Source organism: Brucella anthropi, from assembly GCF_046630315.1.
GTDB classification, from domain to species: Bacteria; Pseudomonadota; Alphaproteobacteria; order Rhizobiales; family Rhizobiaceae; genus Brucella; species Brucella anthropi_A.
Genome location: NZ_LQBD01000024.1, coordinates 176611 through 188752, shown reverse-complemented (window position 1 = coordinate 188752; position 12142 = coordinate 176611). Strand labels below are relative to the sequence as shown.

The following is a 12142-nucleotide window of genomic DNA, read 5'->3' as shown; positions in this document are numbered from 1 at the left end:
CGCTTCGGGCGGTCCCGTTTTATCGTTTCTTTAAAGCCTCGGCTGCAATCTGTTGCTGGCTGGAACTGCGTCGTCACGGCGAACGGTTTTCCGGTTTTGACAATGCAAGAGTATTGAGTGAGTAAGGCACGTTGAACGCCATTCTTTTGAAAACAGCCGAAACCGTCCGCGCGAATGCGCAGGCGATCAGCCGTTTTTACGAACGTTTCTGCCGCCGCTGGGTAGCCCATCCCGATGCGGCCTCCATACGTGTCATCGGTTCGGTTCTGGCCGTCCCGGTCCTGCTTTGCGCTGCGGTGCTCGGCTCCGGCGTAACGCCGGGCTTTACGGAATTTGCGATCCTGGCCGCAAGCTTTGCGGGCGTCGCCATGATCCTGTGCGCGCTGTCGCTGATGGGCGTCGCAATGCCCGTTCTGGCTGGCCTGAACTTCTCGGCCTATGGCGCGGGCCTTGCCGCCATCGGTGCCTTTTCGCATGGCAATGCCGTCCTGTGGCTGATGGCCGCCGGCCTGCCGCTTGAGGTCTGGCTTGCGACGCGAAAGCCTGTGGCTGCCGCTTTTGCCGCCGCTTTTGCTGCCGTGATTCTCGGTTATCTTGCGACCGCAAGCGGCGGTGTCATTTCCGGCGGCAGCTATGTGTCCGTCGCCGTTCTGGTGCTTTATGCCGCAAGCCTCGTTGCGCGTGGCTTTGCAAGCGCCTCCACCCCCAAGCAGATCAGGATCGGTGCGCCGCAGGTGGCCGTGGCCGCAGGTGACGTGCAGTTTGCCCTCGATGCCGAGGGCGTGGTGTCTTCGGTCGATGCGAATTCGGCAAGGCTTCTGGGCGTCCAGCCCAAGATGCTGGAAGGAACGGCGCTGATCGAGCGCGTGCATGTGGCCGACCGTGTGCAGTATCTTTCGCTTCTGGCCGATCTTCGCGCGGGCACATCCTTGCGCAAGACCGAAGTGCGCCTGCGCTCCATCGAAAATGGCGAAACCATCTTCCGCGCCTATCGTCTCGAAGGGGCGGCAAGTGCTGACGCGATCACGCTGATCGGCCGTTCGCTCGAAGGCGAACAGAAGCTTTTGAACGAGATCGCAACGCTGAAAGCGGAACTGGAATCGGAGCGCATCGGCAAGGGTCGCCTGCTTGCCGCCGTCAGCCATGAGCTGCGCACGCCGCTCAATTCCATCATCGGCTTTTCCGACATGCTGTCGCATGAAATGGGCGGCAAGCTCGCCAATGAGAAGCAGCGCGAATATGCGGGCCTCATCCACCAGTCCGGCCATTATCTGCTGGAACTCGTGAATGCCGTTCTCGACAATTCGCGTCTGGAAACCGGCAATTACAGCATCGACCCGCAGACGCTCGCTTTCCGCGAGGCGGCTGAAATGTGCACCGCCGTCCTGCTGCCGCAGGCTGAAAAGAAAGGCGTGGCCTTCTGCCACCGCGTCGGCAACGGCATTGGCGAACTGGTGGCCGACCGCCGCGCCGTGCAGCAAATCCTGCTCAACCTCGCCGGAAATGCGGTGAAGTTCACGCAAAGCGGCGGCTGCGTCACCATCGATGCGGCCCGCGTGATGACCGAGGGCCGTCCGATGCTGGAAATCATCGTGTCGGATACCGGCATCGGCATCGAGCCGGAAGATATGCAGCGCATCGGCACGCCTTTCGTGCGCGCCGACAACACTTATACGCGCGCGCAGGAGGGAAGCGGCCTCGGGCTTTCAGTGGTCAAGGGGTTGGTGGAACTGCATCAGGGGAGCATGCAATTGAAAAGCTGCCCCGGCGAAGGCACGATCGTCACGGTCCGCCTTCCGGTGGCGGGTCCGCAATGTGTTGTGGGAGAAGATGAACATCAGGAGCTTGGCCCAGAGCTTGGCACGGTGATTGATATGCACCGTCACCAGGGAGAAAGGCGTAATGACTGGCAGAACGACGAAATCCGGGAGCAGAAAAATGCGCAAACCCGCAAAACGGCGTAGCTTGGGATCGCGGCTTCTCCACTTCTTCTTCACATCGGCTTCCGCGCTGGCGATTGCAGCGGGAGATTTCATCGTGCGCAACCCCGTCCTGACCGGCGGGGCGACGGCGTTTCTGGTGGTTTTGGGTTTCGTCTCGGCCAATGCGCTCTGGTATCAGCCGGAGGCGCACAATGCCGTGTTCTTCCGCACCAGGCCGGATTTCGTGTTCAAGCCGACGCCGCGCCCGGTCCTGCCGGGGACGGCGGCGGCAAGCGACAACGCCCCGAAACCGGCCGCGACAGCCTCTGCAAACAATGACATGGCGCAGCCGCCGGAAGCTGCCAGCCCGTCGCCCGAGCGCATGATGATGAGCGCATCGGTGGACGACATGCTGCCCGCGCTTGCGCCCAATGCCGATCTGGAAATCGCGCGCCTCCAGCAGCGGCTTTCGACGCTTGGCATCTACAAGGGGCCGGTGGATGGTTTTACCGGGCCGCAGACCCGCGAAGCGGTGGAACGCTGGCGCGCCCTCCAGCAGAAGCTCGGCGTGCAGGGGGCGAACATGCCCGCGCAATTGCAGGCCGATGCGCAAAACAGCGCCCCGGCCGAGGACGATGTGGCAAGGGCCATCGAGGTCGCGGTTCCCACACCGCGCCCGCAACCTGCGGTCTTGAAGACGGAAACGAATGCAAAGCCGAAACCGGCCCTCGCATCCTATGAAAAACCCGCGCCGAAAAGGCAGGCGGCGGCAGTGCCCACGGCGCATTCGGCGAAGGTGAGTTCGCAGGATATCATCCGCGTGCAGGCCGGGCTGAAGGCCTTCGGCAATGACACGGTGCCGGTGAACGGACAGGCGGGCAAGGCGACGCAGGAAGCGGTGCGCGAATTCCAGAAACTGTTCAGCCTGCCGGTGACAGGCGAAATCGATGCAGCGCTCATCACCAAGATGCGCGAGATCGGCCTGATAAGCTGATGGGCTCTCGATGCGCCTGACCTCCGATTTCTGGGTTTCGGCCTTGATCCGCAAGGTGCAGGGCGCGGGCGGCTTTGCCTATCTCGCCCGTCGCGGTTCGCCGGAGGCGGGCGCGATCTTCATCAAGGTCAGCTCGCGTTTGGGTGCCTGCGACCTCTATTCGCCTGCGCCGCAAACCTCCTATGAGGAGGATAATGACGGCGAGCGCATGTTTCTGCGCATTCTTCACGATGCGGATGAGATGGCGGCAAGCGACCGCATGGCGCGGGAAACCCGCTTCGATCCTGATCTCTGGCTGGTCGAACTGGAAGATATAGCCGACGCATCGGCGTTCTTTTCCGTTTCGCAGGACGGTGAAGCAATATAAGGCGGGATTACTTCACCGACGTCTGAAGCGATGGGCGATCGGAATTGGCGGCGTCCACGAGCGGGGCATCGTCTTCGGCTTCAGCCATTTCACGCAGTTTGCCGCGCAGCATGGCCGACATGTCCTCGGCCTTCCAGCGCCGCACGAGCGCCATCGCCTTTTCGCGGTCGATGGAGCGATAGATATGGACAAATTCCCGCAGGCTGTCGCGATTGGTGTCGATGGGTCCCAGAACGGCCGTCATGACGAGATAGCATTCGGCGGCCGACAGTCCGAGCGCCTTGAGCGCAATCGGCAGATGCGAATCCGGCCATTGCCCGATGATCGCATCGGACCGCTCGAAGGAAAGATCAAGCGCATCGGCCAGCGCATTGCGGAAAAACTGGCTGTCGATCAGAAGCGCGGTATCGATGAGCGGCTGCGAGCCGGTGGGACCGCCCGCCTCATAGAAGGGCTGTTGCAGCGCGCGCGCCAGCCGTTCGGAACTGCCTTCCTTCATCAGGGGCGCCCTGGCGGCGGAAAGGTCCGGCACGACCGGCCTTTCGAGCGGCTCGGCCTCGATATTGGCAAGGTTTTCCTGAAGCGCCAGCGTGCGGTCGATCACGGGATCGGCAAAACTGCGCAGCACCCCTTGCAGAAGAACATCGCCGGACTGGCGCCGCGCAATGGCGCGCGCATGGGCAAGGCCGTTCTTGCCGATGATGTCGATCAGGTCGGCAGGGCGCAGAAGGGGAGAGCGCAGCAGGATGGGCGCGGAGATTTCGACGGGCTGGCTGGCCAGCGCCAGAATGAGGCGGCGCGGCGCGTCTTCCAATTGCGCCAGCGCATTGGCTGCTTGCCGCTTGCCGCGGGTGGAAGCGCATTGCAGAAGCGGCAAAGCGAGATCTTCAAGCTGCTGCATGTCCTGCCGTCCGGGGCGCGTGATGCCCGCAAACGCCGAAATCGCGGCCGCCAGAAGGTCGTCCGCCTTGGCTGTCCCCGCTTTTGAATTCGACGGGCTCCGGTGGCCTGAAATATCCTCCAGGGCGCGGAACTGTTCATTTGTCACGCAGAATACTCCGGTAGGCACACAACTCACCCGCCCCAAATCGCAGATCGCGCCTCCGGCAGCAGCCGGTTTATGCGCAAATGCGCCCCGCACAGGTCGCTGGTCCGGGGTCGGTATTGCGGATAGTAGCGTTGAAGCCTTAGCAACTCATTAACCGTGCCGTGGAGAAACGGTGTTGGCGTTGGGTTTTACAGTCCTTCGAAGGGTGCGCACCGCGCTTGCGCGAAGAAGTGCCGCATTTGCCTGTTCCACGTTGCATCGGGCACGAAAACCCGCAGCACGGCGGCGCCTTCACCAATATTCTGCTCGATCAGGATCGAGCGGCCATCAGCCTGCGATCCATCGGAGCGAAGACTGGCCATGCCGATGGGGTCGGCCAGGATCAGGTCGAGCTTGCGTTCGTTGGAAACGCTGTCGTTCAGGCTGTAGAGATTGTCCCCGTTCGGCGCATAGATGGACAGCGACCAGTAGGGCACGTTTGCCCCTGTCGTGATGTGCACGGGACCGTCGGCCAGATCGAAGCGGCAGGTGGCTTGCCGCACCAGCGGATCGCTGTCGCTGACCGGGCCGGTCTTTTCGTCCAGCCGGTGAAAACGGTATGGCTCGCTTCCGGCTTCGATCCGCGACCAGGCGTTCTTGTCGGAATAGTAGGGAACGAGAAAAAGCACCGCGATATGCACAATCGCAGCACCCACAAGGCCGAGGAGGACGAGGTGGAAAATTCTAGCCACGGCACGCCCCCGGATTGGCCCCGGCAACGCGCACGATATCCGGCATCACCAGATCGGAAAGGCCGGAGGAGGAGGCCGCAGGCGTGTCGTAGAGCGTCATGACGAGAACGAAATCGCCGCTGCCTTCGACGGGCAGCCAGTTGCCCGGTGCGGCATCGGGACCGATGGTGATCGTGACGCTGCCGTCATCGTCGTAAAGCACCTCGCGTGAATGCAGCGCTGCCTGCAATCCTGCGCGCGGCCTGACGGGTTCGAGATCGGGCGTGGTGGGATAGAGGGTCCAGAAGCGGGCAGGCGGTGTCATGCCGCTCAGGCGATAGGTGCAGCCGCGCCGCAATGCGCGCCCGCTCTTGTCGCCGCGCGCATGGAAGGCAAGCCCTTCCGCCGTTCCGAGCGCCAGATAGGCCTCGCGCGCGGCGCGGGCCTTGGAATAGGGGTCGGCATCGGGCGTGCCTGCCGCCGGATAGGCGCTCCAGACCCCGACCTGGAGTTCACCGAACCCCTCAAAGCGGTCGAGCACCTTGTCGACGCTCCAGATGCCGCCGCCGAGAGCCAGCGCAAGCACTATCGCCGTGTTGAATATCGTCTTGAACATCGCCCCTCAGAGTACTGAAATTTTCATGTGCTCGGCGGTCCTGGGCAAAGGCGGCGCGGCGAGGAAGCGGTCGTGCAGCGCCTTGATAAGTTTTGTCGACAGCGGCGAGAGGATGCGCGGCGGCGGGGCCATGGCCTCTTCCGGCCTGGCATTCGCCTCTTGCGGCTTGCTCTTCTCTGGCGGCGCGGGGAATGGTGGGGTGACGCCCGGTATGGGTTTCAGCTCGATGTTCTGATGCGCATAGGCCATCATGCGCTGCCAGGCCATGGCAGGCAGAACGCCGCCGGTCATTTCCTTCATCGGGGTGAAATTGTCGTTGCCGAACCAGACGGCGGCCGTGAAATTGCCGGTGAAGCCGACGAACCATGCATCGCGATAATTCTGCGTCGTGCCGGTCTTGCCGCCCACCCGCGTCATCGGCAGCGCGGCGCGGCGTCCGGTGCCGCGCTCGGGCACCTGCACCAGCATGGAATTCATTTCGAGTGCCGCTTTCTCCGACAGCGCCCGGTGCGGCTTTGGGGCATCGCGGCCGAAATCCCAAAGCACCTTGCCGTCTGACGCGACGATCTGCGTGAAGGCATGGCGATTGCCGGCCATGCCCGCATTGGGAAACACGTTGAAGCCGGTGGCCTGATCCATCACCGTCATTTCCGATGTGCCGAGCACCATGGTCTTGTGCGACGAGATCGGCGATTCCACGCCCATCGCCTTGGTCAGCGCAACGATGGGAGCCGTGGTCAGGTAATCGCGCGCCAGCCGCACCGGCACGCTGTTCAACGAGCGGACAAGCGCCGTCGTCAGGTCCACACGGCCCGCAAAACTGCGGCCATAATTGCGCGGCGACCAGTTGCCCCAGCTGATCGGGGCATCCGAAACGATGGTGGCGGGCGTCAGGCCCTTTTCCATCGCCGCCGCATAGACATAGGGCTTGAAGGATGATCCTGCCTGCCGCAACGCCCTGGTGGCGCGGTTGAACTGGCTTTCGCCATAGTCCCGCCCGCCGACAAGCGCCCGGACGGACCCGTCATTGGCGAGCACGACGGTTGCCGCCTCCGAAACATTATAGTCCTTGCCGAACTGGCGCAGGTGATATTCGAGCGATTCCTCCGCCGCCTTCTGAATGTTGCGGTCGAGCGTGGTGCGCACGATCAGCGTGTGCTGGGGAATATTGGCGGCGACCTTCTTCACCTCCTCGAAGGCCCAGTCGAGGAAATAATCCGGGCTTTCGTTCTTGGCGCGGTCGATGACGCTCGCCGGGTGGCGGCGCGCGGCGGCAACCTGACCCTCGCTCAGAAAACCGCTTTCCACCATGTTGGAAAGCACGACATTGGCGCGCGCACGCGCCGCAGGCAGATTGACATGCGGCGCGAACTTGGCTGGCGCCTTGAAAAGCCCGGCCAGCATGGCCGCTTCCGCCAGCGAGACATCCTTGACGTTCTTGCCGAAATAGAATTCCGAAGCGGCAGCGATGCCGAAGGTTCCGCCGCCCATATAGGCGCGGTCGAGATAAAGCTGCAGGATTTCCTTCTTGCTGAGATTGCTTTCCAGCCAGAGTGCCAGGAAGGCTTCCTTGATCTTGCGCTCGATGGTGCGCTCATTGGACAGGAAAAGGTTCTTGGCAAGCTGCTGCGTGATGGTCGAGCCGCCCTGAACCACGCCATTGGCGCGCATGTTCTGGCTGAGCGCGCGGGTCAGGCCCCAGACGTCGATGCCGTAATGGTCGAAAAAGCGCCGGTCCTCGGTGCCGAGCACGGCCTTGATGACGTGATCCGGCAATTCGTCGATCGGCACGGCCTGCCGATGCAAAATGCCGCGCTGGCCGATTTCATTGCCGTAACGGTCGAGGAAGGTGACGGCATAATCGTCCTGCGCGCGCCAGTCCTTCCCGGTTTCCTCGAAGGCGGGCAGGGCCAGCATCAGCATCACCACCGAACCGGCGACGCCGAGCGTGAACCCTTCATCGAGAACCTCGACCACAAGGCGCCGAAAGCCGCGCACGCGAAAACGGCGCGAGAAAATGGTGATGTTTTCCCACCATTCGCCGAGATTGTAGCGCAGGCTGTAGAGGGTGGAATCGATCCATGCGTCGAGCCCGATCAGGCGCGAAACCCTGAACGGCTTGCGCTTTTCGCTTCCGGAATCTTTTTCTGCCGTTTTACGCATGAACACTGACTTCGGCACGGTTGGTTTCGCAGACAGGCGGAACTTGCCCATTCATCATAGCAGATAAATAAGCCACACCTCATGTGAAATGGTTAAGCTATATGAAGCTTTTTGCAGTCAGGAAAAAATTCAAATTATAGGAAAATAGTCCTTGACAGCGTAACGGTGCTTTGATAGGTTTCAGGCACGGTCGAAAAACTGCGACTGTCCCGGGACTGACTAAATACCCCCGGTTGCTCCTGGTGTGCATAACCCCGGAAGGCTATAGCGGCTTTCCGGGGTTATGTCTTTTAAAGCAATTGTGAAAATTGTGGATATACACTCTAAAATTGTGGAAAAGCCGGCGCGCGGCGAAGCGCGCATTCGTCTGGCGCATCAATTGCAGGTTGCACACGGCATCGACCCCGCGGATATGGCGGAGCTGCTGTCTGTCTCGGTGAGCCAGTATCTCAATCGTCTGAACCGCCTGAACCTGGCCTGTGCATCCGCAAAGCCTGATTCGGAGAAAAGGGTGCGCGAGGCGGTTCTGGAGCGTCTGCAAACGGAGCTGAAACGGCTGCTGGAAGGCGGCGACCTGCCGGACAAGAGCAAGTCGGAAGCGCTGATGGCGCTTGCCCGCGCGGTCAAGTCGGTTGGCGAACTGGCTTCCGATGAGCGTGCCGTGAGCCAGCCGCCGGGCGTCCAGGCCGTTGCCTCGCTGGGCGACACACGCAAGGCGCTGACGCGATTAAGCAGGAGGATAAACGAACTTGCAGAAAGGCGGGCGCGGGAGATTCTGGACGGCAGGCCTGACGCCGCGGCAAGTGGAGGCAGTGGAGGCGGAATGGCTGTTCCAGGCGCGTGATGCGCAATTGCCGCCCTATGGTGACTGGCGCACATGGCTGATCATGGGCGGGCGCGGCTCCGGCAAGACGCGGGCGGGTGCGGAATGGGCTTCCGGCATGGCGCTGGGGCTGCCGCCCTTTGCCAGGGCGGCGTGCGGGCATATTGCGCTGGTCGGCGAAACGCTGGGCGATGCGCGTGAGGTGATGGTGGACGGGCCGTCCGGCATTCTGGCTGTATCGCGGCTGGCGCGCCCCCGTTATGAAGCGACGCGCCGCAGGCTTTTATGGGAGAACGGCGCGGTGGCGTCGCTTTATTCGTCCGAAGACCCCGACAGCCTGCGCGGTCCGCAATTCGATGCCGCATGGTGCGACGAGCTTGCGAAATGGAAAAACCCGCAGGAAACCTGGGACATGCTGCAATTCGGCCTGCGTCTGGGCGCCTTTCCGAGACAGGTGGTGACGACCACGCCACGCGCCGTTCCGCTCCTGAAAGCCCTGCTTGGGGATGCATCGGTGTCGATGACGCATATGCGGACGGAAGAAAACGCGGCCAATCTGGCGCAGGGCTTCATGCAGATGATCAACCGCCGTTATGCCGGGACGCGTCTCGGACGGCAGGAACTCGACGGCGAACTGATCGAGGAGCGCGCCGGTGCCCTGTGGTCGCGCGACCTCATCGAGCGCTGTTTCGAGGCGCAAGCCCCGGAACTGGTGCGCATCGTCGTGGCGATCGACCCGCCTGCCTCGTCCGGCAAGGCGTCGGATGCGTGCGGTATCGTTGTTGCCGGTCTTGACGATGAGGGAAACGGCCACGTGCTTGCCGATGCCAGCATGAACGCGGCAAAGCCGCACCAATGGGCGCGAAAGGCGATTACGCTTTTCCACGCGCATCAGGCCGATGCGATTGTGGCGGAGGTCAATCAGGGTGGGGAGATGGTGGCGGCGGTGCTGGCCGCGGAAGATGCGGGCGCGCCGGTTCTCAAGCGCCATGCGGCTCGGGGCAAGTTTCTCCGGGCGGAGCCGGTGGCGGCACTCTATGAACAGGGGCGCATCCGCCATGCCGGACGGTTTCCGGCGCTGGAGGATGAAATGTGCGATTTCGCGCCGGGCGGTCTTTCCAATGGTCGCTCGCCCGACCGGCTCGATGCACTGGTCTGGGCGCTCAGCGAACTGATGCTCGGCACCGAACGCAAACCGCGTATTCGCCGGTTTGGTTGAAAACCTAGAATATATGGAGAAGCCATCAAATGGCATGGAACTGGGTCCGAAAATGGCCGGGGCGACGAAACGCGCCCCTATCAGCCGGAAAGTCCGATACCCCGCGTCAGACGAAAATGGCCAACGGCTTTGTTGCACTGCATATGGATCGCGGCGCATCGTGGATCGCGCGGGATTATACTTCGCTGGCGCGTGAAGGCTTCATGCGCAATCCGGTTGCCCATCGCTGCGTGCGCATGATTGCGGAGGCGTCAAGCAGCGTGCCGTGGCTGCTTTATGAGGGCGCGACCGAACATGAAACGCATCCGCTGCTCGACCTGATCGCGCGCCCGCAAGCCGGGCTGGACGGGGCGACATTTTTCGAGCGCCTGTATGGGCATCTGCTGATTTCCGGCAATGCCTATGTCGAACGCGTCGATCTGCCGAGCGGCCGGATGGAACTGCATCTTTTGCGCCCGGAGCGGGTCAGTGTCGAAACCGACACGGATGGCTGGCCGCAGGCGCTGGTCTATCGTTCAGGATCTGCCGGCAGGCGGCTGTCACTCGGCAGCGACCGGGCCGATGCCTTGCAGCTCAAGCTGTTTCATCCGCTGGATGACCATTACGGTTTCCCGCCGCTGGAGGCCGCACTCATGGCGCTCGACCTGCACAATGCGGCAGGCGCCTGGAACAAGGCGCTGCTGGACAATTCGGCCCGGCCTTCCGGCGCGCTGGTCTATGCGCCGAAGGACGGCGGCAATCTGACGGATGAGCAGTTCGAGCGCCTCAAGGAAGAACTGGAGGAGGGCTATACCGGCGCCTCCGGCGCGGGCCGTCCGCTGCTTCTGGAAGGGGGGCTGGACTGGAAGGCGATGGGCTACAGCCCGCAGGACATGGATTTTATCGAAGCAAGGAACGGTGCGGCCCGCGACATCGCGCTCGCCTTCGGCGTGCCGCCGATGCTGCTCGGCATTCCGGGCGACAACACTTTTGCCAATTATGCGGAGGCCAACCGCGCCTTTTACCGGCTGACGGTGCTGCCGCTGATAGGCCGCGCCGCCAAGGCGCTCGGCGGCTGGCTCGGCCCGCATTTCGGTGACGGGTTGCGGCTTGATCATGACATCGACCGCATAGAAGGCCTGTCATCCGAGCGGGAATCGCTGTGGCGGCGCATTTCCGAGGCGTCGTTCCTCACCGACGAAGAAAAACGGGATGCGGTGGGCTATCAGCCGCATTCAGTCAGGAGACTGTCATGAGCAACCTCAACGATGCAGTGTTTGCCTCGCAGGCGGCCTGGATATGGTTCGCCAAGGTGGCGGGCGCGGTGGCGGGTTCCGCCGTGTCGCTCGCCTATATGCTGCCGCACGGAAAACGCGAGGCGGCGATCCGTTTCGCGGTCGGCATCATCTGCGGCATGGTTTTCGGCGGCGCGGCAGGCGTCAAGATTTCCGAAACCCTGGCTCTGGGCGGATTGCTTGGCCGGGCGGAACTGATGCTGATGGGATCGGCGGCGGCAAGCCTTGCCGCCTGGTCGGCGCTCGGCATTTTCAAGCGGTTTTCCGAGCGGCTGAAACAGGCCCCGATACCCGGATTCCTGCCCGAGGAAAGGGGGCGCAATGGCGATGCATGATATGCGGCTGGAAACAAAACAGGCGGCCCTTGCCATCGAGGATGTGGAACTTGATGGCAGCTTTTCGGGCTATGCAAGCGTTTTCGGCCTGCCGGATCTCGGCAATGATGTGATCGAACGCGGCGCTTTTGCCCGCTCGCTTGCCAGGGGCGGCGTGTCGGGCGTGCGCATGCTCTGGCAGCATGATGCGGCTGAACCTATCGGCGTGTGGACCGCGATCCGCGAGGATGCGCGCGGGCTTTATGTCGAGGGCAGGCTGGCCAAGGGCGTGGCGCGGGCGCGCGATGCGCTGGAGCTGATGCGCGGCGGCGGGCTGGACGGCCTGTCCATCGGCTTTCGCACCGTCAAGGCGCGCAAGGATGCGCGCACGGGCCTGCGCCATATCATCGAAGCCGATCTGTGGGAAATCTCGGTCGTCACCTTTCCGATGCTGCCGCAGGCGCGTGTCAGCAGCGTCAAGGCGGGACTGCCCACGATCCGTGAATTCGAACGCTGGCTCACGCGGGATGCGGGGCTGAGCCGGACTGCGGCGAAAACCGTCATAGCCAAGGGCTTTGCGGCGCTCGCCGACGGGAGACAGGGGCGGGACGCTCGCCTGTCGTCTGAGGACAAGGGCCTCGCGCAACGTATGCGCGAGGCTGCAAAAATTATCTGAAACAACCAAACTACAG

At 62.7% G+C, this 12142-nt stretch carries 12 protein-coding genes; 8 read left to right on the top strand and 4 right to left on the bottom strand.

All coding sequences use genetic code 11. The annotated features are described in order from the left end of the window. Positions 1-131 precede the first annotated feature (131 nt). Genes AVM02_RS13320 through AVM02_RS13310 form a run of 3 tightly spaced genes read left to right on the top strand, consistent with a single transcriptional unit; the run spans position 132 to position 3283 of the window. Positions 132-1964, top strand: a complete 1833-nt coding sequence (locus tag AVM02_RS13320; RefSeq protein ID WP_411507411.1) for an ATP-binding protein — start codon at positions 132-134, stop codon at positions 1962-1964. Then, on the top strand, positions 1939-2916 hold the full coding sequence (locus AVM02_RS13315) for a peptidoglycan-binding protein (RefSeq protein WP_411507410.1): 978 nt from the start codon (positions 1939-1941) through the stop codon (positions 2914-2916). Before AVM02_RS13320 ends, AVM02_RS13315 begins: the two co-directional genes overlap by 26 nt. 10 nt (positions 2917-2926) lie before the next feature. Then, positions 2927-3283, top strand: a complete 357-nt coding sequence (locus AVM02_RS13310) for a DUF1491 family protein (protein ID WP_411507409.1) — start codon at positions 2927-2929, stop codon at positions 3281-3283. Between the two features lie 7 nt (positions 3284-3290). Here the strand turns inward: AVM02_RS13310 and AVM02_RS13305 are convergent, their stop codons facing one another. The 4 genes from AVM02_RS13305 to AVM02_RS13290 form a co-directional block, all read right to left on the bottom strand. Continuing rightward, positions 3291-4331, bottom strand: a complete 1041-nt coding sequence (locus AVM02_RS13305) for a DUF2336 domain-containing protein (protein WP_411507408.1) — start codon at positions 4329-4331, stop codon at positions 3291-3293. A gap of 188 nt (positions 4332-4519) precedes the next feature. Continuing rightward, positions 4520-5062 (bottom strand): hypothetical protein, encoded by a 543-nt coding sequence (locus AVM02_RS13300; RefSeq protein WP_411507407.1) that lies wholly within the window; start codon positions 5060-5062, stop codon positions 4520-4522. Beyond that, positions 5055-5657, bottom strand: coding sequence for a DUF1214 domain-containing protein (locus tag AVM02_RS13295; protein WP_411507406.1), 603 nt, complete (start codon positions 5655-5657; stop codon positions 5055-5057). Before AVM02_RS13295 ends, AVM02_RS13300 begins: the two co-directional genes overlap by 8 nt. A gap of 6 nt (positions 5658-5663) precedes the next feature. Beyond that, positions 5664-7820, bottom strand: a complete 2157-nt coding sequence (locus AVM02_RS13290; protein ID WP_411507405.1) for a penicillin-binding protein 1A — start codon at positions 7818-7820, stop codon at positions 5664-5666. A gap of 310 nt (positions 7821-8130) precedes the next feature. On the opposite strand from AVM02_RS13290, the gene AVM02_RS13285 reads away from it, so the two are divergent. From AVM02_RS13285 to AVM02_RS13265, 5 genes are read left to right on the top strand one after another with little or no spacing between them, the layout of a single operon-like run. Then, positions 8131-8664: a hypothetical protein gene (locus AVM02_RS13285; protein ID WP_411507404.1), complete on the top strand. Its 534-nt coding sequence runs from the start codon at positions 8131-8133 to the stop codon at positions 8662-8664. After that, a complete protein-coding gene (locus AVM02_RS13280; RefSeq protein ID WP_411507403.1) occupies positions 8570-9862 on the top strand; it encodes a DNA-packaging protein in 1293 nt (430 codons plus the stop codon). Before AVM02_RS13285 ends, AVM02_RS13280 begins: the two co-directional genes overlap by 95 nt. A gap of 29 nt (positions 9863-9891) precedes the next feature. Further along, positions 9892-11097, top strand: a complete 1206-nt coding sequence (locus tag AVM02_RS13275) for a phage portal protein (protein WP_411507402.1) — start codon at positions 9892-9894, stop codon at positions 11095-11097. Beyond that, the gene (locus AVM02_RS13270) at positions 11094-11471 is read left to right on the top strand and encodes a DUF6107 family protein (RefSeq protein ID WP_411507401.1); all 378 of its coding nucleotides are present in this window, start codon (positions 11094-11096) and stop codon (positions 11469-11471) included. The genes AVM02_RS13275 and AVM02_RS13270 overlap by 4 nt, the downstream gene beginning before the upstream one ends. After that, positions 11458-12126 carry an HK97 family phage prohead protease gene (locus AVM02_RS13265; protein ID WP_411507400.1) on the top strand — a complete coding sequence of 223 codons (669 nt, stop codon included), beginning with the start codon at positions 11458-11460 and terminating at the stop codon, positions 12124-12126. The genes AVM02_RS13270 and AVM02_RS13265 overlap by 14 nt, the downstream gene beginning before the upstream one ends. The last annotated feature ends 16 nt before the right edge of the window (positions 12127-12142 follow it).